At 66.5% G+C, this 25,069-nt stretch carries 19 protein-coding genes and 2 pseudogenes; 16 read left to right on the top strand and 5 right to left on the bottom strand.

What is annotated here, in order from left to right:
- Positions 1 to 174 precede the first annotated feature (174 nt).
- From QE394_RS00950 to QE394_RS00935, 4 genes and pseudogenes are all read left to right on the top strand, one after another.
- Positions 175 to 918 carry a DUF5998 family protein gene (locus tag QE394_RS00950; protein WP_056084721.1) on the top strand — a complete coding sequence of 248 codons (744 nt, stop codon included), beginning with the start codon at positions 175 to 177 and terminating at the stop codon, positions 916 to 918.
- Positions 918 to 2,169, top strand: a pseudogene (locus QE394_RS00945) (nucleotide pyrophosphatase/phosphodiesterase family protein). The gene QE394_RS00950 and the pseudogene QE394_RS00945 overlap by 1 nt, the downstream one beginning before the upstream one ends.
- Entirely contained in the window at positions 2,162 to 2,893 is a 732-nt protein-coding gene (locus tag QE394_RS00940; protein ID WP_056084845.1) for a thymidine kinase, read from the top strand. Before QE394_RS00945 ends, QE394_RS00940 begins: the two are co-directional and overlap by 8 nt.
- 154 nt (positions 2,894 to 3,047) lie before the next feature.
- Positions 3,048 to 5,054 (top strand): DUF222 domain-containing protein, encoded by a 2,007-nt coding sequence (locus QE394_RS00935; RefSeq protein WP_349035355.1) that lies wholly within the window; start codon positions 3,048 to 3,050, stop codon positions 5,052 to 5,054.
- Positions 5,055 to 5,153: 99 nt separating this feature from the next.
- On the opposite strand, the gene sepH is transcribed toward QE394_RS00935, so the two are convergent.
- Both sepH and QE394_RS00925 read right to left on the bottom strand, forming a co-directional pair.
- Positions 5,154 to 6,545: a septation protein SepH gene (gene sepH / locus QE394_RS00930; protein ID WP_349033528.1), complete on the bottom strand. Its 1,392-nt coding sequence runs from the start codon at positions 6,543 to 6,545 to the stop codon at positions 5,154 to 5,156.
- Between the two features lie 191 nt (positions 6,546 to 6,736).
- A complete protein-coding gene (locus tag QE394_RS00925) occupies positions 6,737 to 7,222 on the bottom strand; it encodes a DUF3093 domain-containing protein (protein WP_056084712.1) in 486 nt (161 codons plus the stop codon).
- 139 nt (positions 7,223 to 7,361) lie between these two features.
- Here QE394_RS00925 and dut point away from each other — a divergent pair, with 139 nt between their 5' ends.
- From dut to QE394_RS00905, 4 genes are all read left to right on the top strand, one after another.
- Positions 7,362 to 7,883 (top strand): dUTP diphosphatase, encoded by a 522-nt coding sequence (dut, locus tag QE394_RS00920; RefSeq protein WP_056084709.1) that lies wholly within the window; start codon positions 7,362 to 7,364, stop codon positions 7,881 to 7,883.
- A 97-nt stretch (positions 7,884 to 7,980) separates the two neighbouring features.
- The gene (locus tag QE394_RS00915; RefSeq protein WP_261621194.1) at positions 7,981 to 8,694 is read left to right on the top strand and encodes a DUF3710 domain-containing protein; all 714 of its coding nucleotides are present in this window, start codon (positions 7,981 to 7,983) and stop codon (positions 8,692 to 8,694) included.
- A 4-nt stretch (positions 8,695 to 8,698) separates the two neighbouring features.
- The gene (locus tag QE394_RS00910; RefSeq protein ID WP_261621197.1) at positions 8,699 to 9,052 is read left to right on the top strand and encodes a hypothetical protein; all 354 of its coding nucleotides are present in this window, start codon (positions 8,699 to 8,701) and stop codon (positions 9,050 to 9,052) included.
- Positions 9,049 to 9,909, top strand: coding sequence for a DUF3159 domain-containing protein (locus tag QE394_RS00905; protein ID WP_349033527.1), 861 nt, complete (start codon positions 9,049 to 9,051; stop codon positions 9,907 to 9,909). Before QE394_RS00910 ends, QE394_RS00905 begins: the two co-directional genes overlap by 4 nt.
- 323 nt (positions 9,910 to 10,232) lie before the next feature.
- Here the strand turns inward: QE394_RS00905 and QE394_RS00900 are convergent.
- Both QE394_RS00900 and QE394_RS00895 read right to left on the bottom strand, forming a co-directional pair.
- Positions 10,233 to 10,886, bottom strand: a pseudogene (locus QE394_RS00900) (TrkA family potassium uptake protein); the annotation flags it as partial.
- Positions 10,883 to 11,557 (bottom strand): TrkA family potassium uptake protein, encoded by a 675-nt coding sequence (locus tag QE394_RS00895; protein ID WP_349033526.1) that lies wholly within the window; start codon positions 11,555 to 11,557, stop codon positions 10,883 to 10,885. The gene QE394_RS00895 and the pseudogene QE394_RS00900, both read right to left, overlap by 4 nt.
- Before the next feature lie 119 nt (positions 11,558 to 11,676).
- Here QE394_RS00895 and QE394_RS00890 point away from each other — a divergent pair, with 119 nt between their 5' ends.
- From QE394_RS00890 to QE394_RS00855, 8 genes are all read left to right on the top strand, one after another.
- A complete protein-coding gene (locus QE394_RS00890) occupies positions 11,677 to 13,653 on the top strand; it encodes an APC family permease (RefSeq protein ID WP_056084698.1) in 1,977 nt (658 codons plus the stop codon).
- Entirely contained in the window at positions 13,650 to 15,035 is a 1,386-nt protein-coding gene (locus tag QE394_RS00885) for a TRAM domain-containing protein (protein WP_349033525.1), read from the top strand. Before QE394_RS00890 ends, QE394_RS00885 begins: the two co-directional genes overlap by 4 nt.
- Positions 15,036 to 15,215: 180 nt before the next feature.
- Positions 15,216 to 18,041 (top strand): aconitate hydratase, encoded by a 2,826-nt coding sequence (locus QE394_RS00880; RefSeq protein WP_056084692.1) that lies wholly within the window; start codon positions 15,216 to 15,218, stop codon positions 18,039 to 18,041.
- 141 nt (positions 18,042 to 18,182) lie between these two features.
- The gene (dxs, locus tag QE394_RS00875; protein WP_349033524.1) at positions 18,183 to 20,156 is read left to right on the top strand and encodes a 1-deoxy-D-xylulose-5-phosphate synthase; all 1,974 of its coding nucleotides are present in this window, start codon (positions 18,183 to 18,185) and stop codon (positions 20,154 to 20,156) included.
- A 47-nt stretch (positions 20,157 to 20,203) separates the two neighbouring features.
- Positions 20,204 to 20,788, top strand: a complete 585-nt coding sequence (locus QE394_RS00870; protein WP_056084685.1) for a DUF402 domain-containing protein — start codon at positions 20,204 to 20,206, stop codon at positions 20,786 to 20,788.
- Positions 20,785 to 21,345, top strand: coding sequence for a hypothetical protein (locus QE394_RS00865; protein WP_056084683.1), 561 nt, complete (start codon positions 20,785 to 20,787; stop codon positions 21,343 to 21,345). Before QE394_RS00870 ends, QE394_RS00865 begins: the two co-directional genes overlap by 4 nt.
- 9 nt (positions 21,346 to 21,354) lie before the next feature.
- The gene (locus tag QE394_RS00860) at positions 21,355 to 22,332 is read left to right on the top strand and encodes an aldo/keto reductase (protein ID WP_349033523.1); all 978 of its coding nucleotides are present in this window, start codon (positions 21,355 to 21,357) and stop codon (positions 22,330 to 22,332) included.
- 66 nt (positions 22,333 to 22,398) lie between these two features.
- Positions 22,399 to 23,424 (top strand): nucleoside hydrolase, encoded by a 1,026-nt coding sequence (locus tag QE394_RS00855; RefSeq protein WP_268158047.1) that lies wholly within the window; start codon positions 22,399 to 22,401, stop codon positions 23,422 to 23,424.
- A gap of 71 nt (positions 23,425 to 23,495) precedes the next feature.
- On the opposite strand, the gene QE394_RS00850 is transcribed toward QE394_RS00855, so the two are convergent.
- Positions 23,496 to 24,920, bottom strand: a complete 1,425-nt coding sequence (locus QE394_RS00850) for a mycothione reductase (RefSeq protein WP_349033522.1) — start codon at positions 24,918 to 24,920, stop codon at positions 23,496 to 23,498.
- Positions 24,921 to 25,069: the final 149 nt, after the last annotated feature.

The raw sequence follows: 25,069 nt of genomic DNA, 5'->3' as shown, positions 1-25,069 counted from the left end.
CACTGCGTCGATCCACGGGCTTGCCGGCGGCGTCATCTGCCGGTTTGTCTCTGCCGCATCCCTTTCCCCACATTGCTAACTTGTCCTTCGCTTCTCCTGTGATTGCCGTTCGTTTGTCCGCTGCGGGGAGCGGGCGGTTGGCAAAGTAAGCAGCGCATCTGTGAAAATGGAGGAATGAGCTCCCAGCCTCCCGCCTCGGCGCCTGAAACGCCCGGTAATGAAGACCAGGCCATCCGCCACCACAGCTCACACAGCCACGGTTCCCAGGGCCAAAGCCTGGAAGGTGCCCTCCAAAAGGCAGGTTTCTATCCGCGCCTCGTGGCAGATGTGGTGGATGACGCCCTGGACGGCCGCGACTGCGTGGCGCACCTGGTGCACCTGGAAACCCACTTTGACCGTGCGGAGGTCCGCCGGCACATCACGGTGCTGGTCCTCACGGCGGACATGCTGGTGATCACGCACGTGGACGACCAGCAGCTGGATGAGGCAGGCGAGCAGATCGTTGCCCAGATCTCCACGGAGTCCGTTCCCGTGGCCCAGATCCGTTCGGTGGTCCTCAGCTACATGTATGCCCAGCCGCAGAACTACAAGCCGTCCGATCCCGTGCGGGAGCTGACACTGTCCATCGCCTGGTCCGGTGGCCAGCGCCTGGATATGGGCCCTGCCAGCTGCGGCGATCCCCAATGCGAAGCAGACCACGGCTATACCGGCACGATTGCGCAGGAGGACATCGTCCTGCGGATCAGCGCGGAGGCCGACGGGCTGCAGGCAGTCCAGGACGCGAAGCTCTTTGCCCGGGCCCTGCGGGCCGTCAATACCGGGTCCACTTCGCCCGTACCCCACGTGCAGTCACTGCCGCCCCGGCCGCGCGCCGGCGTGTTCGGCACGCGCCTCAGCCGCGGCCACCAGCAGCGCTGATGCCCGAAGAGCGCCCCCAGGTACCCCCAGCCGCCCCTGCAAATGCCGCCGCACTGGCCGGACCGGCGTCGGACCTTCCCCCGGCACCGGCCTACGGACACCGTTCCGTCGCCGAGGTGCTGACCAGCGCCGCCGCCAGCCTCGGAATCGGCGGGTTTGAGAACACGCTGAAGCTGCCGCCGTCGCAGCGGGTTTGCGTTGTGGTGGCGGACGGCCTGGGCCGGAACCTGCTCAAGCAGAAGTCCGCCCACACCCCGTTCCCTACGCTCGGTCATCCAGGCCGGGCAGGGCTTGGTGCCCGTCTGGCTCGACTCCGCGTTTCCTTCCACCACCGCCGCAGCCCTGTCCAGCCTTGGCACCGGCCTGCCGCCCGGCCAGCACGGCATGGTGGGCTACGACGTGCTCGACCCGCAACAGGACAAGGTGGTCAACCTGCTGGGGAACTGGGACCCGGGAGTAGACCCCAACGACTGGCAGCCCCACCCCACGGTGCTCGAACGGGCGGCCGAACATGCCGACGTCACCACCATCAGCCTGCCGCAGTTCGCGGATTCGTCCATGACCCGTGCAGCCCTGCGCGGTGGGCGGTTCATCTCCGGCACCACATCCCATGCGCGCACCGCAGCCGCAGCGGATGCCATGTCCGGCAGCGGGCCATCGCTGATGTACTTCTACCTGAACGAACTGGACAAAGCCGGGCACCGCTACGGCTGCCAGTCCCAGCAGTGGGAACACCAGCTCGAGGAACTCGACGCCACCGTCAAGCGGCTCAGCACCTCGCTTCCGGCCGGGACCACCATTCTCCTGACCGCTGACCACGGAATGCTGGACGTGCCGGAACCGCACCGGATAGATTACTCCGCCGAGCCCGCACTGGTGGAAGGCGTACGGCACACCGCCGGCGAACCCCGCATGGTCCACCTCTACCTCGAGGAGACGGCCGGAACAGCGGGCCGGGACCGGCTGCTGACCGCATGGCGGAACCGGTTCGGCAGCAAGGTCTGGGCTTTCACCCGGGACGAAGCCGTGGCCGCCGGCCTCTTCGGTGCGGTGCGGCCTGCCGTCGAAGGCAGGATTGGCGACGTGATGATCGCAGCCCGGGATTCCCTGGCCCTCTACGACACCCGGCGCAGCCGCCCCACCGCCATGGAAGTGGTGGGCCAGCACGGGTCACTGACCAAGGCGGAACGCGAGGTTCCTCTGCTCTGCCTGACCGCTGGCGGCGGCAAGGGTGGCCGCCGCCGTGGCTGAACTTGTCTTCTTCTCCGGCACGATGGACTGCGGCAAGTCCACCCTCGCGTTGCAGATGGACCACAACCACCGGGTCAGGGGCCGCGGCGGCGTTCGGTTCAGCCGGAACGACCGTGCCGGTGAGTCACGGATCTCCAGCCGCCTGGGCCTGGAAACGGACGCCGTCGAGGTGGTGGACGGCACGGATTTCTGGGAGGAAGTCATGCGCCGGCGCACCCACGGCCAGCGCGTCGACTACCTGATCTGCGATGAAGCACAGTTCTACACGCCCGAGCAGGTAGAGCAGCTCGCCAAAGTGGTGGATGAGATCGACGTGGATGTTTTCGCGTTCGGGATCACGGCCGACTTCCGGACCAGGCTGTTTCCGGGCTCGCAGCGGCTGATCGAACTCGCTGACCGCGTCCAGGTCCTGCAGGTTGAGGCTTTGTGCTGGTGCGGGCGCCGCGCCACACACAATGCCAGGACGGTCGACGGCGTCATGGTCACCGAGGGCGCCCAGGTGGTGGTGGGAGACGTGGACATGGCAGTGGACGGAGCCGTTGCTGCCGCTGGCCACCACGTCCCGGTGGTGGGGTACGAGACTCTCTGCAGGCGGCACTTCATGCGGCGTGTCACCGCCCACGGGGCCAACCTGATGGCTGAGCAGGACCAGCTCCTGCCGTTCGACGTTGACGCATGCCTCTGGCACGGATCCGGGGGACCGGCCGCGGGGACCGGGGCCTAGCTCCTTCCGTTGCCCTTCCCGGACGCGGAACCGGGACCGCCTTGAGTGGGGTCCGTCCGGGGTGGCTGTACGTTCCGGCAGCAATGTCAGACCCTCGCGCGAGAATTCTTTTATGGGAAACGCGGCGGATTCTCCGGTCGAGGAGACAGAGGTGATGGAGGGTCTTCGGGCCTCTGTCGCCAGCCTCGACGTGCTGTTCCTGAAGGACGCGGAACTGGACCGGGCTGGCTCGGATGTGTTTGGCGCGAACGCTCCATATGTGGCTGGTTCCGGCGGTGCTGATGTTGATGTGTTGGAGCGGAAGTCTGAGCTGCGGCTGCAGCGGTTGGCGTTCTGGAAGCAGTTGGCGGCCCAGGCCGCGGCCGGAATGGCAGCGGACGCCGCGGAGTTCGCGGAGTTTCAGGAGGCGATGACACCGCCTGACGCCACGGGGTCGGAGCGGGCGTTCGTGGAGATGTCCACGACGGCGGAGGTCGCCGGGGTCCTGACGCTCAGCCCTGGCGCCGCTACGTCGTTCATCAGCCAGTCACGCAAAGTCTGTGCGATGCCGGCGGTCGCGGGTGCGCTGGCTTCTGGGTTGTTGTCGTGGCGGCATGCGGTGATTGTGGCCGACGAAACGGACTGCCTGGCCCCCGAGAGTGCTGAGGCGTTGGTCGCGCACTTCTTCGACCCCGACGCCCCCAGCCGTGCCCGCGGGTTGGCACCCGGTGATCTCGTGGCGCACCTGTTCCGCCGGAAGGTCAGGACCTGGCGCGAACGCACCTACCCCGCGTCCGTCCAGGAACGGCACGTCAGGTGTGTGGCGGAGCGGCGGATGGAATACCGCCCCGGCGCCGATGGGATGGCATCGATTACCCTGATCCTGCCGGGGGACACCGCCTGCGCCATCTGGAACAAGACCACTGCGATCGCCCGGGGCCTTCAGGGACCGGGCGAGACCCGCACCCTCACCCAGTTGCGGCCGGACACCGCCGCCAGATTCCTCCTCGGCACCCACACCGGGGCCGCTGCCACAGGCCGGTTGGACGGTGGCGAAGGATCTGGCAGCGCATCCGGGGCCGATAGTCTTCCCGGTGCCAGTGGCAACGGGACCGACCCATACTTCGTTGACCTCAGCAAGATCCCCGCGCCGAAAGCCGACGTGCTGGTCACCATTCCGATATTTACAATGTTGGGCAGCACTGACGAACCGGCAGATTTGGACGGGTACGGGCCCATCCCGGCGGCCATGGCACGGAAACTCGTCGCCGACGGGGCGACCTCGTTTTACCGGGTCCTCGTCGATCCCCGCGACGGTGCGCCCTTGGAGATCGGCCGGACTAGTTACCGGCTGACGGAGGCGATGAAACGCTGGATCAGGATGCGCGACGGGCACTGCACCTTCCCCGGCTGCACCAACCCCAGCACAGACAACGACACCGACCACCTCACCGCCTGGCAGCACCACGGGACAACCGGGGTCAGCAACCTGGCACAGCTCTGCCCGAAACATCACCGGCTCAAACACAGCAGCGGCTGGACCCCCACACCAGCAACCGGGACTGAACCACCCGGCTGGACCTCCCCCACAGGCCGCCACTACCCGGGCCAACACCCCGACCCACAAACACCACACTGGCCACCCGCACTCCTCGAACTCGAACAGGACAGGGCCCTGACCGGAGACTATGTCGAGGCTGGCGACTGTGCGGTGGCGGGCGTCTCTGCAGCGAACCGGGACGTAGGCGTGGTCGGGGAGCCAGGAGTGACCGCAGATGTTGGTGCGGCGGGGGAGGCCAACATGACCGCAGACGTGCGCGTGGGCAACGATGTGATCTTGTCGGGCGGGACGGACGCGCCCGAAAGAATAGGCCAAGCGCAGGAACCGGCGAAGCAAACGCGTCCAAAGCAACTGCCGGAGGAAAGAACTGCCCACGGATCAGATGATGCGCCGTGGTCGTTGGAGGAGCAGATACTTGCCGGCATTGTCGTCTGTCCGGAACACCTGCTCGCGGACCCACCCGACGACGAAACAGTGGACAGGGAACTACTCGGTGAAGACCTCATCGAACCCGGCGATCTCTCCCCGGACGATCCGCTGTGGGAGGCCTTCTACGCAACACCCTTCATACTGCCCGCCGATCCATGGGGAAACCGCACAGACTGGTTGCTCCACGCCTAGCAGCCGTCAACTCCACAAGGACCAGGCATAGCAGAGGCTCGGTTTTCTCTTCTGCACGGCGAAGGGCCCGGATGTGGACAGGAGCTGCGCGACATACCGCTATTCGCTGCGGGTGCCGAAAACAATCTCGTCCCAGGACGGGACACTGGACCGCTTGGGGCGGGAAGGCTGACGCTCGGGCGCCTCAGCCTCCGGCGACTGCCCCTTCACGCTTGACTGGCCGTCGTCGTTCCTCGACGCGAACCGGCGCTGGCCGCCGCCCAGCAGTTCGTCCAAGCCGGCATTGGTGTTGCCGTCACGCCCGGAGGGAGCCTCGTCGGAGGTTGTCTCGGCGGGGCGTTCGGGAGCGGGCTGGCCGTTCTGCGAGGGTGCGCTGTTCTGCGGGGACGCGACGATGGTGACTTCGCGCGTTTCCGTGCTGACGCCGTCGTGCAGTTTCAGGACGTCGTCCTCAACGTCGCGGTGATGCGGGATCAGGCTCAGGCGGGACAGCATGGACGGCCTGGCATCGCGGCGTCGGATGAAGGAGTCGCCCTTTGCTGCGGGAGCATCCGGTTCATCGTCATGCTGCCCGTCGTCCGGTTCTTCGACACCGGCCTCAACGTCCGCCTCGGGTTCAGGGACAACTTCCGAAGGCCGCGGGTGCGCCGCCGGCACACCCTGGGTCAGGAGCATGGCGAGGGCATCATCGGAGTCCTCGTCGACGCCCAGGCGCTGGCCGCGGCGGGAACGGAGCATGTCGAGCAGCCCATCGGCTTCCTTGCCGGGACCTGCAACGACACCCTGCGGGCCAGTCCGCACCGCGTCGGCGTCGGTTTCGAAATCGAACGGCCGGTCAGAGACGGCCGACAGGCGGCGGGCCGGAACGGGTCCATCCAGCGGCTCCAGTTCGCTGAGCTGCTGGGCCCAGCGGTTGGCGTTTTGCAGTGCCTTCCGGACGGGGTTGAAAGTCCATTTCGCCGGAGGTTCCTCGCCGATTCCGGCAGTGCCATCAGTCTTTGCCGTGAAACTGGCGGTAACGGTCCAGGTTCCGTCCTGCCTGCGCCACGAATCCCATTCCACTGCTGAGGGGTCGATGCCGTGAGCGGTCAACCGGTGCGACACCATCTCATCCAGGGTGGCGGGGTTGTCGCCGAAAGCGGACCTGTATACGTCATGGCCGGGGGAGGGCGTGGCTACTTCGACCTTGCGGGCCTGCTGCGCAATGTATTCCCGTTCGGCAAGGACCGGGCCTTCGTAGCGCTCGACTTTTGCAAGCGGCAGCCCGGAAAGTTCTGCGACGTCTGCGGCCGTGGCGCCGGCGCGGATCCGCGCCTGGATGTCCCGGGGGGACATCGGAATGGCAGGCCGTTCCGGCGTCGGCTTCGGAGCCGACCGGCCCGCTGTTCGGAGCGCTTCATCGATCGGCAGCCGGAACATCTCGCCGCCGGCCCCGCTCAACAGGAGGTGAGTCCCGTCGTCGTGCACGCCTACAAGCCGTAGATCCTGCATACAAATCCTCCACCCTGGCATCACTATCAATCGAAACTCTGCCACCCGGTGGGCGTTAATTGCCTCAAGGGGCAGGGCGCGCCGCGATATTCCGGCGTTTCCGGCGATGCCACCGCGTTTCTATCCGAGAGCGAAGGTCCCTGCGTTGCTAACCGTTCCGTTCCCTGGCCGGCACGGGCGTGACCGACTTATCAGTTGCGGCTGAGGGCCGCCGCGAGTTCTTCCGGGTGCCGCGTCGAGGTCAGCCAATAGGGCGTCTTGTCGGCAGGATCGGTGATCTCCACCTTGACTACGGGGTCGATCCACCCTCGGATGCAAAGGTAGGCAAGGCCGTTGAGCCTGGTGCCCCGCTCCGCCGTTGCTTCCCCGCCGCTGAAGTGTTCGACGGCGCCGACGAACTTGCGTTCGATGGTGGCGCGGCCGACGGTGAAGGTTTCCGGGGTGACCAGGAGGGTCGGTGTCGACAGGATCAGGAGCACCGCCATGATGGCGAAAAGGACCACTGCCGCAGTGATGCCGGCAAACATGCTGATCGGCGCGAACACCAGGATCCCCGCCGCCGAGATTCCAGCCGCAATGATCCAGATCCACACGTTGGGCCAAAGCTTCTCCCTATAAGTGGCCGAAGACCCTGTAGACGGGCTGGGCGTGGGGGCTGGGGAGCTTGTTTCGGGCATAGGCCAAGCTTTCCACCTTTGCCGGGCTATTTCATCTTTGCGTGCAAACCGCACATGCCGTTCTCCCCGGCCATGGGCCTTCGCCCTTCAGGGGCCCACCCTAGGTCTGATCCTGAGGCGCGGGTTAGAGTGAGTGACTGTGACTGATCAACCCGCCGCAGCAAGCACCGTTTTCGATGAAGCGCCGGAACTTCCGGCCTCCGCTCCCACCCTGCAGGTCCAGCTGAAGATGCTGGATCCGGAACTGGAAGCGCCCTCCTACGCCCATCCCGGCGACGCCGGCGCGGACCTCCGCGCGCGGCAGGACGTTACCCTGCAGCCCGGTGAGCGCAGGCTCGTTCCAACGGGCGTAGCCATCGCCCTTCCCGAGGGATTCGTGGCCCTGATCCACCCCCGTTCCGGCCTCGCCACCAAGCACGGCCTCACCATCGTCAACGCACCGGGAACGGTCGACGCCGGCTACCGCGGCGAGATTTCGGTCACGCTCCTGAACACTGATGTGAGCCAGGCCATCGAGCTGCGGCGCGGCGATAGAATTGCCCAGATGGTCATCCAACGCGTCGAGCATGCACAGTTCGTTCCAGTCACGGAATTGAGCGGCTCCGTGCGCGGCACCGGGGGCTTCGGCTCCACCGGCGGGTTCAATCTGCCCGGAGCCTGATTCGGCCCGTGGCAGCTGGTGCCACGGCCAACGCAGTACGGCGACGGTACCTCCCAGGGCCGGACCGGAACATTCACATTAAAGGAGAAACATCCTCATGGCCTTTGGGTTCGGCAGGAAAGCCAAGACGGAGCAACCGGACGCACCGGACGGGTTGCTCGCTGACGATGCGCCCGCAGACGGCGAAGCGGAGGCAGCCGACCAGCGAGCCAATGGCCCCTTGGATGAGTCTGAAATCAGCAGCCGCGACGGTTATGTGGATCTCGGCGCCCTGCTGATCACCCCAAGCGAGGGCCTCCAGCTCCGCCTCGAGGTTGAGGAAGCCACCCAGCGGGTGGTGGCAGTCACCCTGGACCTCAACGGGTCCAGCCTGCAGCTGCAGGCCTTTGCCGCGCCCAAGACCGAAGAGCTCTGGGAAGAGATCCGCAGCCAGATTGGCCAGTCGGTGGGTGCGCAGGGCGGCCAGGTGGAGGACATCGAAGGCCCCTTCGGAACAGAACTCGTGGCAAAGCTTCCTGCTGGTCTTCCCGACGGCAGCCAGGGATTCCGCGTGGCGCGCTTCATCGGCGTCGACGGCCCCCGCTGGTTCCTTCGTGGCGTGCTCGGCGGACCTGCTGCGCTTGAACGTGACGCGGCCGAACCGCTCGAAGCACTGTTCCGGAAGGTGGTGGTGGTCCGGGGTGACAGTCCCATGCCACCACGCGACCTTCTCCAGTTGCGTCTCCCCAAGGATGCAACCACCACACCGCCTCCGGGCGCTCCGAACCTCTCGGAGCCGGAACGCGGCCCCGAAGTCACCCAGATTGGCTGAAGCCATGGGTGGGGGATCGCCGGCGTCGCATGGCAGGGCTCCTGTTCCCCTGGACCAACTGCCGGACAAGGGGCGCGTCCTGTGCCAGGGCCGCATCGAATCCGTCACCTACGTTCCCGCTGACCGGACAGCAGCCTTCAGCGCGATCGTCTCCGACTCCGGTGCGCTCCGTCCAGGGTCCGTCCGGGCCGGCGCCGCGAGGGCGCGCCTGCGGGTGGTGTGGCTGGGTCGGCGCCGGGTTCCCGGCATTGAAGCCGGGACCGAACTCAAGCTCGAAGGCATGCTGTCCAGGAGCGAGGGGATGCCCACCATTTTCAACCCGCGCTACGAGATACTTTCCCATCAGGAGAACGAATGACCGCGCACCAGCCAGACCCGTCTCCCGGCGCGGCCCACCCGGACACCACCGGCAACTCCGCAGCTAACGGCGGGCAGGACGGTCAGTCACCGTCCACCAGGGACCAAACCAGCAACTTCCAGGCCGGTGACACCCGGGACAACGGCCCACGGAACGGCGGGGAGTCCTCGCCAATGGCAGGCATGGCCGCCGACTACGCGGCCAAAGCGGGGCTGCACAGGACCCACGACGGGCGCGTCGACGTCCTGAAGAGCGCAGGCGGGGTCCAGGGCATCGCCGAGAGCATCCTGCCCGGGCTGGTCTTCCTCATTGCCTTCACGGTGACCCAGGACCTCACCCCCTCTCTGGTGGCGGCGCTGGCGTCCGCGGCGGTGTTCACTGTGGTGCGGCTGATGCAGCGGCGGCCGCTGACCCAGGCCCTCGCCGGCGTAGTCGGCGTCGGGATTTCCGCGTGGCTTGCCAACACCACGGGCAAGGCCGAGGATTTCTACCTGCCCGGGTTCTTCACCAACGGGGCATACATCATTGCGATGGTGATCTCGATCTTCGTGAAATGGCCGGTTGCGGGGCTGCTGTTCGGCTTCATCCGCAACGAAGGGCTGGACTGGCGCAAGGAACCGGCCCGTGTGCGTGCCTACCAGCTGGGCACCTGGATCATTGTCGGCGTCCTGGCACTGCGGCTCCTGGTGCAGGTCCCGCTGTACCTGATGGGACCGGAGGGACTCGCAGCCCTGGCGACCACGCGCCTGATCATGGGCGCCCCGCTGTACATCCTGGGCGTCTGGATAGCCTGGCTGGTCACCCGTCCCGCTGCCGCCGCGGATGCAGCAGGCAGCGAAACGGCGCCGAAGGGCTAGGCTCGCCGGGGTTCCCCCGCCACAGCCCAGGCCGGCCACCGGTGGCCGGCCGGGCCACGCCACAGGCGCCGGTCCGGCTACCCGTCGAACCCGTCGTCCTCCAGGGACGACTGCCGGGCCTGCCGGGAATCCTGCGCCGTACCGGGACGCCCAGCATCAGCCGGTGCGGCGTCACCGTTCCCTGGGGCAGCATCGGCGTTCTCCGCACCGCCACTCACGGCGCCGCCGTGATCCCCGCCGGCAGATGCTGTACCTGCGCCTGACGGCACCTGACCGCCGGGTGTTTCGCCTTCCTCCGGCTGCGCCACTGATTCGGCAGCATCGGGGGAGAGGAGGGCACGCAACTCGTCCTCCGCTGCGATGGTGGTCACGAAGAACAGTTCGTCGCCGCCGTCGATGACGTCATCCCGGCTGGGCGTGATGGGCGCATGGTCCCGCAGGATTGCCACCAGGGTGGAATCATCGGGCCACTCGATGTCGCCCACGGTGCTCCCGATGACATGCGAGTCGTGCGGAACCGTGAACTCCACCAGCGAGGCAACGCCCGTCTGGAGGGTCAGGAGCCGGACCAGGTCGCCGATTTCCACGGCCTCTTCCACCAGTGCAGTCATCAGCTGCGGGGTGTTGACAGCAACGTCCACGCCCCAGGAGTCGTTGAACATCCAGTCGTTCTTGGGGTTGTTGACGCGGCCCACCGTACGGCCTACGCCGAACTCGGTTTTGGCCAGCAACGAGACCACAAGGTTGACCTTGTCATCGCCCGTGGCGGACACCACCACGTCGGCTTCCTCAACCTTCGCCCCTTGGAGTGTGCTCAGCTCGCAGGCGTCACCCACCATCCAATGCGCGCCCCGAAGGCCGCTGCGGCCGATGACCTCGGGCTTAAGGTCGATCAGGAGGATCTCGTGCTTGTGGGACAGCAATTCCCTGGCAATGGACGATCCGACGCTGCCCGCGCCAACGATCACGACTTTCACTGCAACTCCTTAGCGGGGGCTTTGGCCAGGACCTGGGCGATCTGGGAGGTGCGGTCCACCTGGAGCATGGCGTGCACGGTGTCGCCGTCCTGGTAGGCCGTGCCGGCATCCGGCAACAGCCCTTCTCCGAAACGGGTGAGGAACGCCACGCGAACGCCGGCAGCCTTCTCGATGCTGCTGATCCTGTGGCCCACCCATCCGGCGTCCAGGTCCAGCTCCGCCAGCACCAGGCGTCCGGAGGGTTCGCGGTAGTCGCCGGCAAGATGCTGCTCCGGAAGGATCCGGCGGAGCACCTGGTCGGCGCTCCAGCGGACCGCCGCTACCGTAGGGATGCCCAGGCGCTGATAGATCTCGGCGCGGCCGGGATCGTAGATCCTCGCCACCACATGCGGTACATGGAAGGTCTCGCGGGCCACCCGGGTGGCCAGGATGTTCGAGTTGTCGCCGCTTGATACAGCTGCGAAGGCGTAGGCCTCTGCCACGCCGGCCTGTTTGAGCGTTTCCCGGTCGAAGCCGACGCCGGTGACCTTCCGCCCGGTGAACCCCTGCCGGAGCCGGCGGAACGCGCGGTCGTCCTGGTCGATGATGGCCACTGAGTGCCCGGCATCTTCGAGCGTGTGCGCCAGTGTCGCCCCCACCCGGCCACATCCCATGATCACGAAATGCGCCACCGTATCTCCTCTGTATTCCGGTCCAGCTTCTGCAGCTAGAACTCTACCGGCAGCGCCCCTGCTTCCTGCCGCCCGGCTGCCGTCATGACATCATCCGGGAATCAGACTAGCTTTGTGGAGTGCTGACAATATTCAACGCGGTTAAGCGCGTTCTGGTGGGCAGGCCGTTCCGGAATGACAGGATGGCCCATACCCTGCTTCCGAAGAAGATCGCCCTTCCGATCTTCGCGTCTGATGCACTGTCCTCCGTCGCGTACGCGCCGGACGAAATCCTGCTCACCCTGGCCCTTGCCGGTGTCAGTGCCGTGGCCTTTTCCCCGTGGGTTGGCCTGGCCGTCATGGTGGTCCTGCTGACCGTGGTGGCGTCCTACCGGCAAAATGTCCACGCCTACCCGTCCGGTGGTGGCGATTACGAGATCGCCAATGAGAACCTGGGCAAGTACGCCGGGCTCACTGTCGCCTCAGCACTCCTGGTGGACTATGTCCTCACCGTGGCGGTGTCCATGTCCTCGGCGGCGGCGTATTTGACGACGGCGGTGCCCTCGCTCCACGGCCAGCAGGCCGCCATCGCCACCATCGGTGTGATCATCCTGGCCCTGGTCAACCTGCGCGGCATCAAGGAAGCCGGCAGCGTCTTCGCCGTCCCCACGTATATCTTCATGGCCTCCATCTTTGGCATGACGGCGGTGGGCGTCTACCAAGTGGCCACCGGGCAGTTGGGCGAGGCCCCCTCCGCCGCCTTCACGATCGTCCCTGCGGCAGGCTTCGACGAGGGCCTTGTGGGACTTGCCGGCGCCTTCCTCCTGCTGCGGGCCTTCTCCTCGGGGGCGGCGGCCCTCACCGGCGTCGAGGCGATCAGCAATGGCGTGCCGAATTTCCGTCCGCCCAAGAGCAAGAATGCCGCCACCACGCTGCTTCTGCTCGGCGTTATCGGCGCGTCGATGCTGGCCGGGATCATGTTCCTGGCGCAGGCCACCAAGGTCCACATTGTCCTGGACCCGGCCAGGGAGTTCCTTCTCAACGGCAGTCCGCTGCCCGAGGACTACATCCAGAACCCGGCCATCAGCCAGATTGCCCAGACGATTTTCGGCCCGGGCTCGATTCCGTTCTACATTGTGGTGGCCGCCACCGGCGTCATCCTGGTGTTCGCCTCCAACACTGCGTTCAACGGGTTTCCGGTTTTGGGTTCCATCCTCGCCCAGGACGGGTACCTGCCGCGCCAGCTCCGCACCAGGGGTGACCGGTTGGCCTTCAGCAACGGTGTCCTGGCCCTGGCTGCCGGTGCCCTGGTGCTGATCATCGCGTTCAACGCCGATGTCACCAAGCTCATCCAGCTCTACATCGTTGGCGTCTTCATTTCCTTCACGGCCAGCCAGCTCGGCATGATCCGGCACTGGGGCCGGGAGCTGAAGCTCGCCAAGGACAAGGCCGTGCGGCGCAGGATGGTGAAGTCCCGCACCATCAACACCATCGGCTTCGGCATGACAGCGCTGGTCCTCGTGATCGTGCTCATCACCAAGTTCGAACAGGGAGCCTGGATTGCGCTGCTCGCCATGTTCATCCTGTTCCTCATCATGTGGAGCATCCGGGCCCACTACGACAACGTGGCCAAGGAACTGGCCGTGGACGAGGACTCTTCGCCCCGCGCGCTGCCCACCCGCGTCCACGCCGTCCTCCTGGTGTCCCACGTGCGCAAGCCGGTGCTCCGCGCCCTGGCCTACGCCCGCGCGTCGCGCCCGTCCCGGCTGGATGCCATCACCGTCGACATCGACGCCGCCGAAACCGCGCACACCGTCAACGACTGGGAGAAACTGGACATCCCCGTTCCCCTGACGGTGCTGGCGAGCCCTTACCGCGAAACCGTCACGCCCATCATGGAATACATCAAACAGATGCGCCTCGACTCACCGCGCGACCTGGTGGTGGTCTACATCCCCGAATACGTGGTGGGCAAGTGGTGGGAGCAGCTGGTCCACAACCAGACGGCCCTGCGCATCAAGACCAGGCTGCACTTCGAACCCGGAGTCATGGTGGCCAGCGTGCCATGGCAGCTCAAATCATCCGAAGAAGCCAAGAACCTCCAGGACGTGCAATGACCCCCAGAACTTCCACCGCCGCCGCCGGCGCCGCAACAGATCCGCACGCCGGGGAGGAACTCGTCGTCGAGGTCGGACCCGTCGCCCACGGCGGCCACTGCGTAGCCCGCCACGAAGGACGCGTCATCTTCGTCCGCCACGGCATCCCCGGGGAAAAGGTCCGGGTGCGCCTCACCGACGCAGGAGACAACGCGAAGTTCTGGCGCGCCGACGTCGTTGACGTAGTGGACGCGTCACCGGACCGTGTGGACCACTTTTGGCATGCAGCCGATTCCACCCGGGCTTGGGCGCACGGGCATCCTCCGGTGGGCGGTGCGGAGTTCGGCCACATCAGCCTTGACAGGCAGCTCCGGCTGAAGGCCGAGGTGCTGGACGAACAGCTCAGGCGGTTGGGCGGGGCGGGACAGCCTCCGGCCGGCTGGAGCGGCGCCGTGGAGGCCGTGGGGGAAGCGGCCGACGGCGGGACGGGCCTTGGGTGGCGCACGCGGGCCAGCTTCTCGGTGACACCCTCGGGGAAGCTGGGCATGCACGCGCACCGCTCCACGCAGGTCCTCCCGGTTCGGGAGATGCCGCTCGCCACGGACGCCATCAATGCCCTGCAGCTGTGGAACATCGACCTGCAGGGCATCGAACGGGTGGAAGTCGCGGCCCCGGCCAACGGTTCCCGCCCGCTGGTGCTGCTGGCTCCGGCGGAGGGAACGAAACCCAAACGCCTGGCAGCCGTTGCAGCGGCCCTGCCGGATGACGTGTCGGCAGCCGGGCTCGACCCCCTCTCGGGGGAGGTGACCCGGTTGCGCGGCCGTTCGTGGGTACAGGAATCCGCGTCCGGACACGACTACCGGGTCACCGGCGCCGGGTTCTGGCAGATCCACCGCGACGCGCCCGGGACACTTGTGGGGGCTGTCACAGATTTCCTGCATGGTGGCGGGTTCCTGCACCGCGGTGCCGTGGTTGCGGACCTTTACGCCGGCGCCGGACTGTTCACCGCGGTGCTGGCCGACGCCGTGGGGGAGACCGGCTCGGTCCTCTCCGTTGAGGGCGCACCGGGAACCAGCAGGGATGCGCGCAAGAACCTGCACGCTGCCCCGCAGGTGGAAATTGTCCAGGGCCGGGTGGAGCGTGTCCTCCGCCAGAAACCGCGGAATTTCGACGCCCTGGTCCTGGACCCGCCCCGCGCCGGTGCCGGCAAGGCTGTTGTACGGCAACTGGCGGATGCGCACCCGCGGGCCATTGCCTACGTATCCTGCGATCCGGCGTCGTTCGCCCGTGACGTGTCCTACTTCCGGGACGCGGGCTGGGAGCTCGCCCACCTGCGGGCCTTCGACATCTACCCGCACACGCACCACTTGGAGACGGTGGCGCTGCTGACGCCCCGTTCCTGACGGCACCATCCATGATGGCCACGGCGTTTTCGACTACGATGGCCGTAGTAGTCCCACGTCGCGCCCCGTATTCGCGGGCGGCTGTGTGCCATTTTCGGGTCCTGAGCTAATTAGGACCACCTAACTAGCAGGCGGTCAACCGCGCGACAAAGATGAAACTGTTGCGAGAGGAGTCCTGCGATGAGCACTGTGGACAGCTTCGGTTCAAAAGGCAAACTTAATGTAGCCGGAACCGAGTATGAAATTTTCCGGTTGAACTCCGTTGAAGGTGCAGAAAACCTTCCGTTCAGCCTCAAGGTATTGCTTGAAAACCTGCTGAGGACCGAGGACGGCGCGAACATCACTGCCGATCACGTCCGCGCCCTGGCAGGCTGGGATCCCAACGCGGAACCCGATACAGAAATCCAGTTCACGCCGGCACGCGTGATCATGCAGGACTTCACCGGCGTCCCCTGCGTGGTGGACCTGGCGACGATGCGTGAAGCCGTCAAGGAACTTGGCGGCGACCCCAAGCGCGTCAACCCGCTTGCACCGGCCGAAATGGTCATCGACCACTCGGTGCAGATCGATGCCTTCGGCAACTCCGGCGCGCTGGAGCGCAACATGGAGATCGAATACCAGCGCAATGGTGAGCGCTACCAGTTCCTTCGGTGGGGCCAGACCGCGTTTGACGACTTCAAGGTTGTCCCCCCGGGAACCGGCATCGTGCACCAGGTCAACATCGAATACCTGGCCCGCACGGTCATGACCCGCGAGGTAGGAGGCGCCCTGCGTGCCTACCCGGACACCTGCGTCGGCACCGACTCCCACACCACCATGGTCAACGGCCTGGGTGTGCTCGGCTGGGGCGTCGGCGGCATCGAGGCCGAGGCTGCCATGCTCGGCCAGCCGGTCTCCATGCTCATCCCGCGTGTTGTCGGCTTCAAGCTCAGCGGCAGCATCCCGGCCGGCGCCACCGCCACCGACGTTGTGCTGACCATCACCGAAATGCTTCGCAAGCACGGCGTTGTGGGCAAGTTCGTGGAGTTCTACGGCGAAGGCGTTGCAGCCGTCCCGCTGGCTAACCGCGCCACCATCGGAAACATGAGCCCGGAGTTCGGCTCCACGGCCGCGATGTTCCCCATTGATGACGTCACCCTGGACTACCTGCGCCTCACCGGCCGGGCTGACCAGAACGTAGCCCTGGTGGAGGCCTACGCCAAGGAACAGGGCCTCTGGCACGATCCGTCACGCGACATCAAGTTCTCCGAGTACCTGGAACTGGACCTGTCCACGGTTGTTCCGTCCATCGCTGGCCCCAAGCGTCCGCAGGACCGCATCGAACTGACCGAGGCCAAGGACGAGTTCCGCCACGACCTGAAGAACTACGTCTCCCACGACGCCAACGCCGGCACCCTGGACGAGTCGCTCGAGGAAACCTTCCCGGCCTCGGACGCACCGTCCTTCACCGGCGGAGCGACCCACGTCTCGGATACGGACCGCGAACCGCCGAAGTACTCGGCAGGCCACGGGGGAGCAGGACGCCTTTCCCAGCCGGTCCCGGTCAAGATGGCTGATGGCCGCGAGTTCGAACTGGACCACGGTGCAGTCACCATCGCCTCCATCACCTCCTGCACCAACACCTCCAACCCGTCCGTCATGCTGGCCGCCGCCGTCCTGGCACGCAACGCCGTGGACAAGGGCCTGACGTCCAAGCCGTGGGTCAAGACCTCCGTCGCCCCCGGCTCGAAGGTTGTCACGGACTACTACGAAAAGTCCGGCCTGACCCCGTACCTGGAGAAGCTCGGCTTCTACATCGTGGGCTACGGCTGCGCCACCTGCATCGGCAACTCCGGTCCGCTGGAGACCGAAGTTTCGGAAGCCATCCAGGCCAACGACCTCGCCGTCGCTGCTGTCCTCTCGGGCAACCGCAACTTCGAAGGCCGCATCAACCCGGACGTGAAGATGAACTACCTGGCGTCCCCGCCGCTGGTCATCGCCTACGCCCTGGCCGGATCCATGGACTTCGACTTCGAAACCGACGCCCTGGGCCAGGACCAGGCCGGCAACGATGTCTTCCTGAAGGACATCTGGCCCAACCCGGTTGAAGTCCAGCAGGTCATCGATTCCTCGATCGACAAGGAAATGTTCGCCAAGGGCTACGAAGGCGTCTTCGAGGGTGACGACCGCTGGAAGGCGCTCGACACTCCCGCCGGTGACACCTTCGCCTGGGATCCGAGCTCCACCTACGTCAGGAAACCCCCGTACTTCGAGGGCATGCAGGCGCAGCCGGAGCCCGTCAAGGACATCACGGGCGCCCGCGTGCTCCTGAAGCTGGGCGATTCGGTCACCACCGACCACATCTCCCCGGCCGGTTCCTTCAAGTCCGACACCCCGGCCGGCCAGTACCTGCTGGCCAACGGTGTGGAGCGCAAGGACTTCAACTCCTACGGTTCCCGCCGCGGCAACCACGAGGTGATGATCCGCGGAACGTTCGCGAACATCCGCATCAAGAACCAGATCCTGGACGGCGTCGAAGGTGGCTTCACCCGCGACTTCACCCAGGACGGCGGCCCGCAGGCCTACGTTTACGACGCCTCGCAGAACTACCAGGCGGCCGGCACCCCGCTGGTGGTCCTGGCAGGCAAGGAATACGGTTCCGGTTCCTCCCGTGACTGGGCGGCAAAGGGCACCGCGCTGCTGGGCGTCAAGGCTGTCATCGCCGAGAGCTACGAGCGCATCCACCGCTCCAACCTCATCGGCATGGGTGTCCTGCCGCTGCAGTACCCGGCCGGCGAAAATGCTGCCAGCCTGGGCCTCACCGGCACGGAAACCTTCTCGGTCGAGGGCGTCACCGCCCTGAACGAAGGCACCACACCCAAGACCCTCAAGGTCACGGCAATTGCCGAAGACGGCTCTTCGAAGACCTTCGACGCCGTCCTTCGCATCGATACGCCGGGTGAAGCGGACTACTACCGCAACGGCGGCATCCTGCAGTACGTGCTGCGCCAGATCTCCGCGAACTAGCGGAGCCTGCCAGCAGGCAGAACCTCTCCGAAGCCCCGGCCGGTCACCGACCAGCCGGGGCTTCGGCCGTCCGGCTGGGCCTTGTCCGCGGACCAAGGCGTTAGAGTTAAACGGCACGTCTACCACCCGAAGGAGGGGTCATTGGGAATCTTGGACACCATCCGGAATCCGCAGGACCTGAACGATCTATCCGACGAGCAGCTGGAACAGCTGGCCTCGGAGATCAGGGAATTCCTGATTACCAACGTTTCCCAGACGGGCGGCCACCTCGGACCCAACCTCGGCGTCGTGGAACTTACGCTGGCCGTGCACCGCATCTTCGACTCACCGCGTGACAGCATCGTCTTCGACACCGGACACCAGTCCTATGTCCATAAGCTGCTGACCGGGCGGCAGGATTTCAGCACCCTGCGCCAGCAGGGCGGCCTCTCCGGGTACCCGTCGCGGGCCGAGTCGGAGCACGACGTCGTGGAAAGCTCGCACGCGTCCTCGTCACTGTCCTGGGCCGACGGGATCTCCCGCGCCCGGCAGCTCACCGGCGAAGGCGACCGCCACGTCGTCGCCGTCGTGGGGGATGGCGCGCTGACCGGCGGGATGGCCTGGGAGGCCATCAACAACATCGCGGCCGACAAGAAGCGCCGCGTGGTCATCGTCGTCAACGACAACGGCCGCTCCTACGCACCCACGGTGGGTGGCTTCGCCGATTACCTCGCGTCCCTGCGCCCCACCATCGACTCCTTCCGTGCAGCACCTGCCTACGAGGTGGCGCTGGACTGGTGGAAGAAGAAACTCCAGAACGGCGGCCCGGCGGGCCAGTTCACCTACAAGAGCCTCCACGCCATGAAGAAGGGCGTCAAGGACTGGTGGGCGCCGCAGGGCATGTTTGAAGACCTCGGCATGAAATACATCGGTCCCGTGGACGGGCACAACCTCCAGGCCCTGGAACACGCCCTCGCCACCGCACGGAATTACCACGGCCCGGTGATCGTCCACGCTATGACCGAAAAGGGCCACGGCTACGCGCCCGCCCGCGCCCACGAGGCAGACCAGTTCCATGCCGTCGGCATCATCGATCCGGAAACTGGCGAACCTACCGGTACTGCGGGAGCAAAGTCCTGGACGTCGGTCTTTGCCGACGAAATCGCCGCCATCGCCGACGAGCGCAAGGACGTTGTGGGCATCACCGGCGCCATGCTCATCCCGGTGGGCCTGCACAAGTTTGCCGCCAAGCACCCGGACCGGGTCATCGACGTCGGAATTGCTGAACAGCATGCCCTGACGTCCGCAGCCGGCATGGCCTTCGGCGGACTGCACCCCGTGGTGGCCGTCTACGCCACCTTCCTCAACCGTGCCTTCGACCAGCTGCTCATGGACGTTGCCCTGCACAAGGCCGGCGTCACCATCGTCCTGGACCGGGCGGGTGTCACCGGCCCGGACGGCGCGAGCCACCACGGCATGTGGGACATGTCCATGGTCCAGATTGTCCCCGGCCTCCACTTGGCAGCGCCCCGCGACGCGTCACGCCTGCGCGAGGAGCTGCGCGAAGCCGTGGCCATCAATGACGCGCCCACCGTGGTGCGTTTCTCCAAGGGATCCGTCGGCGCCGAAATCGAAGCGCTGGAACGCCTCAGCGACGGCGTTGACGTCCTGGCACGCCGGCCCGTGGGCTCCACCGCCAACGATGTCCTCATCGTCAGTGTCGGCGCCATGTCCGAGCTCGCCCTCGACGTGGCGAACCGGCTCGGCGCGCAGGGGATCAGCACCACCGTGGTGGACCCCCGCTGGGTGCTTCCGGTCCGCCGTTCCATCATTGCCCTGGCCTCGCACCACCGCCTGGTGATCTGCATCGAGGACGGCGTCCGCGCCGGCGGAGTGGGATCGCGGATCCGGCAGGAAATGCGGGCGGCAGGGGTGGACACCGCACTGAACGAGGTGGGCCTTCCGGTCGAGTTCCTGGACCACGGCACCCGCAGCGAGGTGCTGGAGCGCGTTGGCCTCACCGCCCAACAGATCACGCACGACGTCGTCGCACAGGTTTTGGGGACAAAGGTCCCCTTTGCGCGTCCATTGCCGGGGCAGCAACACCCCACCACCGGCAGCCTTCCCATCCTGTGAGGCGGGAAGAAAGGCTGGAGGACCAAGGCGGGCGCGCTTATCCCGGCATGCTGGGGGACCAGCACGAAACCGGCCACCCCGGCGCAACCCGGACACCGCAGGGACTCGAACCCGGCCAGTTGGTGGTGGCCCGTAACCGCAAGTGGAATGGCAAAGCACACTGGGTGGTGCCCGGCCGCTACCTCGGCGAAGACGGGCACGGCTGGTGGATCTTCCAGGGCACCAATGAGTTCTGCTCCCGCCCCGGCGCGGCGTTCTACACCAGGTCCGACGCCGTCCTCCTTGTCCCGCGCCACGGCGACTGGGTAGCCACCTTCTACGATGATGCCCACCCTGGCGGCGTCCGGACCTACATCGACCTGGCCGTGGGCCATGAGTGGAACCCCATTCGGCCGCACGTCACGGAATTCCACGTCATCGACATGGACCTGGACGTGGTCAGCACAGCGGGCCGCGGCGTCTTCATCGACGACGAGGACGAGTTTGAGGACCACCGCGCCGCCATGAACTACCCCGCTGCACTGGCGGAGTCCCTCGAGGCTTCCGCCGCAGAACTTTTCCAGGCCGTTAAGGCGCAACAGGCACCGTTCGACGGCACGGACGTCGGCTGGTTTACCAAGGGACGAATATGAGCGACAACATGCGGGTCTACAAACGCGACGATGAGGGCGCCCTCCACTTCCGGGAGGCCTGGTACGACGAAGAGTACGGCCAGTTCGTCATGAATTTTGGTGCCGTGGGGCACCAGAGCAAGACCCAGGAGACAGACGTACCGGATGCTGACGCCGCAGAAGGACTGATGGATGCCTTCGCCGCGCAGTGCACTGAGGATGGCTACGCCGAGATCCCCGCCGAAGACCAGTTCTGGGTGGTGGCCCAGTTTGCCCTGAAAACCCGTGAAGGCACGGCCCGCGACCACCACCTTGCCCAGAAGGCGTCCGACGCCCTCATCAGCCACCTCGCCTGGCGGGGCCTGGGCACCGTGGACCGCAGCGGGTTCAGCGACTTCAAGCTCAACATCTTCTGCCTCTGCCCGGACGTGAACAAGGCCGTCGCCGCCATCAAGGTATGTGCCCGCGGTGAGGACCTGGACTTCACCAAGCTGAGCATCGGTGCTGCCCCGTTCACCGATCCGGAAAACTTCAAGCTCAAGCACTCCGCCAAACCCGCCAACAGCTTCAGCCTCTAGGAGTTCACTGTGACAACGTACCGCCGCGTCGGAAAATCGGGCCTGACCGTCTCCACGGTAGGCCTCGGATGCAATAACCTGGGCCGCGCCAACACCGTTACCGAATCCCAGGAGGGCACCGACGCCGTCGTTTCCGCGGCACTGGATGCCGGCATCACGCTGTTCGACGTGGCGGATAACTACGGCCGGGAGCCCGGACTCAGCGAAACCATGCTGGGCAAGGCGCTCGGCAGCCGCCGGGACCACGTTGTGGTGGCCACGAAGTTCGGAATGGATGCCAAGGGCGTCAATGGTCCGGACTTCGGCGCGCGCGGTTCCCGCCGGTACATCATCCAGTCCGTCGAAGCGTCCCTGCGGCGCCTTGGCACCGACTGGATCGACCTCTACCAGTTCCACACCCCGGATCCTCAGACGCCCATTGACGAGACCCTCTCGGCCCTGGACGACCTTGTCCGCAGCGGGAAGGTCCGATATATCGGCCATTCGAACCGCGCCGGCTGGCAGATCGCCCAGGCCGAGTACGTGGCGCGCGAACTCGGCGGGGCCCGCTTCATTTCCACCCAAAACCACTACAACCTGCTGGACCGCCGGGCGGAACTGGAGGTCACCCCCGCTGCCGGGGAATTCGGCCTGGGCGTCCTCCCGTACTTTCCGCTGGCCAACGGCCTGCTGACGGGCAAGTACGCGCCGGGCCACGCGCCGGACGGTTCGCGGCTCAGCCACACACGCACCAACATGGTGGACGACGCCGACTGGGACCAGCTGGGCAAGTTCAGCCTGTTCGCCAAGGAACGCGGTTTGGGCGAAGTGGAGGTCGCCTTCTCCTGGCTCGCCGCCCAGCCGTCCGTGGCCAGCGTCATTGCCGGCGCCACGAAACCGGAGCAGGTCCGGCAGAACGCGGCAGCGGCCCACTGGCAGCCCTCGGCGGACGACCTCGCGGAATTGGACACCATCTTCCCGGCCGTGCCCAAGGTAGCCCTCTTCTAGGGCCGGACACCGGCACCCCCGGCAGCTCAACCTCAACGACCGAACCCCGCAACCGGACCCGAAACCATGACCGCATTCCTGCTGGACGTCGACACCGGCATCGACGACGCCCTGGCTCTTGCCTACCTGGCCGCCCTGCCGGACACGGAATTCGTGTCCGTCACGGCCACCCCCGGAAACGTGGACGCGGACCAGGTGGCACGGAATACCCTGGCGCTGCTGGAGCTGTGCGGACGCCCCGGGGTTGAGGTGGCTATCGGGGCACGGGTACCGCTGTCCGTCCCGTTGGTCACCACGCCGGAAACGCACGGTCCGCAGGGGATCGGCTACGCCGTACTGCCCGAACCGGACGGGCAGGTCTCGGCGCGGAACGCCGTCGACCTCTGGATCGACCATGCCCGCGCGCGGCCGGGCGAACTCACCGCGCTCATCACTGCGCCGCTGACCAACTTTGCCCTGGCCCTCCGCAAGGAGCCGGACCTGCCCGAGCTGCTGGCCGGCGTCGTGATCATGGGCGGAAGTTTCTATTACCAGGGGAACACCACGCCCACCGCAGAGTGGAACACCCACGTGGATCCCCATGCCGCGAAGGAGGTGTACGCCGCCTACCGCGGCAGGCCCGCCGCGAAGCTGCCGGTGGTCTGTTCGCTGGACACCACCGAGCGGATGGAGATGCGGCCTGAACATGTCCGGCAGCTTGCTGAGGCGGCCGGTGCCTCCGTTCCCGAGCTTGTGCTCCCGGAGCAGGCTGAGGGCCGGCGCAGCACCTCTGACAACCGCGTCATCCGGCACCTCTCGGACGCGTTGCGGTTCTACTTCGAGTTCCACCGGCTGTACGAACAGGGCTACCTGGCGCACGTCCACGACTTCTTTGCCGCAGGCGTTGCCGCGGGCACGCTCGAGTACAGTGCGCGGCCGGCAACCATCGACGTCGAGGCGGACTCGCCGCTGCTGATGGGAACAACTGTGGCGGACTACCGGGGACTGTGGGGGAGCGCGCCGAACGCCCGGATCGTCTCGGCCAACAACCCGGAGCAGGCGTTCCGGGAACTCATCACAGCCGTCGGGAACCTGGCCGCCCGGTTGGGCTGACACCGCGCGATAACGCGGCCCCGGCTGATGGCATTCCGGGCGGCACAGACTGTCCAGGTGACGGGGACAGCCTAGAGCGGGGCGTCGGCCGGTACGTCAGTGTCCAAGGCCAGCAACGCGTTCTCTACCACTTCCATCAGCGCCGGGTGGATCCAGTACGGGCCGCGGGCCAGTACGTGCACGGGTGTTCCCTGGTACATGGCCTGCACCAGCGGCTGGATCAGGTTGGACGCTTCGTGGCCCAAAATGTGGGCCCCCAGCAGCCGTCCTGTCGAGCGCTCGGCGATGAGCTTGACCACCCCCTCCTGGTCCTCCATGGCCCAGCCGTACGCGGTACTGCCGTACTCCTGCAGGGCGGTGACAACATCGGATCCGGACGCAGCGCCGGACCGTGCCTCCTCTTCCGTCAGTCCCACCGACGCGATCTGCGGATTGGAAAACACGGCGGAGGGGACGGCGGTGTAGTCGATGCTGCGGAGCTTGTCCGGGTGCTCAAGATTGTGGGCCACCACCCGGGCTTCCCGGTTGGCCACGTGTTTGAGCTGGTACGGGTTGGCGGCGTCACCCAGTGCGTACACCCCCGGGAGGGGTTCGCCTCCGGAGAGGACCTGGAGCCTGGAGTCCACGGCGAGTATCCCGTCCTCGCGCAGGTCAAAGCCCGCAGCCCCGGCGGCCAGCCTGTCGGTGTTGGGAACCCGGCCCGTGGCCATCAGCACGAGGTCAGCCGGCACCCGCAGCTGCTCGCCGCCGCGGCCCGCGAAGACGGCGGTGACGCTGCTATCACCGTTGTCCTCCACGGAGTCGAGCGCAAAACCGGTCCTGAGCGTCCAGCGTTCGGCGGCAGCGGCTGCGAAACGTTCCGCGATGTCCGTATCGTGGCCGCGGAGCAGTCGCCCGGACCGGTTCACCTGAGTCACGTCGGAGCCAAGGCCGGCAAAAATGCTGGCGAACTCTGCGGCGATGTAGCCCCCGCCGACCACCACCACCCGCCGGGGCAGCCCGTCCACCCGCATCACCGTGTCCGAGGTGTGCACCTGGGGCAGGTCCATGCCGTCAACGTCCGGCACCACCGGCCGCGAACCCGCGGCAACCACGACCTGGTCCGCCGTGATCTCCACCCCGGACTCCGTCCGCAAAGACCGCGGACCGGTGAAGCGCGCGTGCTCCTCGTACAGGTCAACGTTGTCCAGCTCGTCCGCCCGGTACCGGCGGCCCGATGCGGAAATGGCGTCAATCCGGCCAAAGATCCGGTCCCGGATGCCGTTCCAGTGCACCTTGTCCAGGCTCAGGTCCACGCCCAGCCGACGTGCCTCCGCCGGCGCGGCGGCAAGCCCGGCAGGATAGACGAACATCTTGGTGGGGATGCAGCCCACATTCAGGCAGGTTCCGCCGAACACGCCGCCGTCGATCAGGGCTACCCGTTTGCCGTCCCAGTAGGGGGTGATCAGAGAGTTCCCTGATCCGGATCCAATGATGGCGAGTTCGTAGTGAGGCATGCGGCCGACTTTCAGTGGAGGACCCCCTGCCAGGGAGGGCCGGTGTTCTTCGGGCGGGCCGGCAGCCCAACTGCCGGTGCCCCTTCCGGCAGTCTAAGGGAGGACACCGGCCGGCACCCTGCAGCGCCGGTAGACTGTTCCCGTCCGCC

It is taken from the genome of Pseudarthrobacter sp. SORGH_AS 212 (genome assembly GCF_030818145.1).
GTDB lineage: Bacteria > Actinomycetota > Actinomycetes > Actinomycetales > Micrococcaceae > Arthrobacter.
The sequence above is the reverse complement of the archived record's forward strand: the minus strand, read 5'-3'. Positions and strand labels throughout refer to the sequence as shown.

What these genes read in the sequence shown, in the direction of transcription:
- QE394_RS00950 (WP_056084721.1), top strand. Translation starts at nt 175, where the DNA reads ATGAGCTCCCAGCCTCCCGCCTCGGCGCCTGAAACGCCCGGTAATGAA.
- QE394_RS00935 (WP_349035355.1), top strand. Translation starts at nt 3,048, where the DNA reads ATGGAGGGTCTTCGGGCCTCTGTCGCCAGCCTCGACGTGCTGTTCCTG.
- sepH (WP_349033528.1), bottom strand. Translation starts at nt 6,545, where the DNA reads ATGCAGGATCTACGGCTTGTAGGCGTGCACGACGACGGGACTCACCTC.
- QE394_RS00925 (WP_056084712.1), bottom strand. Translation starts at nt 7,222, where the DNA reads ATGCCCGAAACAAGCTCCCCAGCCCCCACGCCCAGCCCGTCTACAGGG.
- QE394_RS00915 (WP_261621194.1), top strand. Translation starts at nt 7,981, where the DNA reads ATGGCCTTTGGGTTCGGCAGGAAAGCCAAGACGGAGCAACCGGACGCA.
- QE394_RS00910 (WP_261621197.1), top strand. Translation starts at nt 8,699, where the DNA reads ATGGGTGGGGGATCGCCGGCGTCGCATGGCAGGGCTCCTGTTCCCCTG.
- QE394_RS00905 (WP_349033527.1), top strand. Translation starts at nt 9,049, where the DNA reads ATGACCGCGCACCAGCCAGACCCGTCTCCCGGCGCGGCCCACCCGGAC.
- QE394_RS00885 (WP_349033525.1), top strand. Translation starts at nt 13,650, where the DNA reads ATGACCCCCAGAACTTCCACCGCCGCCGCCGGCGCCGCAACAGATCCG.
- QE394_RS00880 (WP_056084692.1), top strand. Translation starts at nt 15,216, where the DNA reads ATGAGCACTGTGGACAGCTTCGGTTCAAAAGGCAAACTTAATGTAGCC.
- QE394_RS00870 (WP_056084685.1), top strand. Translation starts at nt 20,204, where the DNA reads ATGCTGGGGGACCAGCACGAAACCGGCCACCCCGGCGCAACCCGGACA.
- QE394_RS00865 (WP_056084683.1), top strand. Translation starts at nt 20,785, where the DNA reads ATGAGCGACAACATGCGGGTCTACAAACGCGACGATGAGGGCGCCCTC.
- QE394_RS00855 (WP_268158047.1), top strand. Translation starts at nt 22,399, where the DNA reads ATGACCGCATTCCTGCTGGACGTCGACACCGGCATCGACGACGCCCTG.
- QE394_RS00850 (WP_349033522.1), bottom strand. Translation starts at nt 24,920, where the DNA reads ATGCCTCACTACGAACTCGCCATCATTGGATCCGGATCAGGGAACTCT.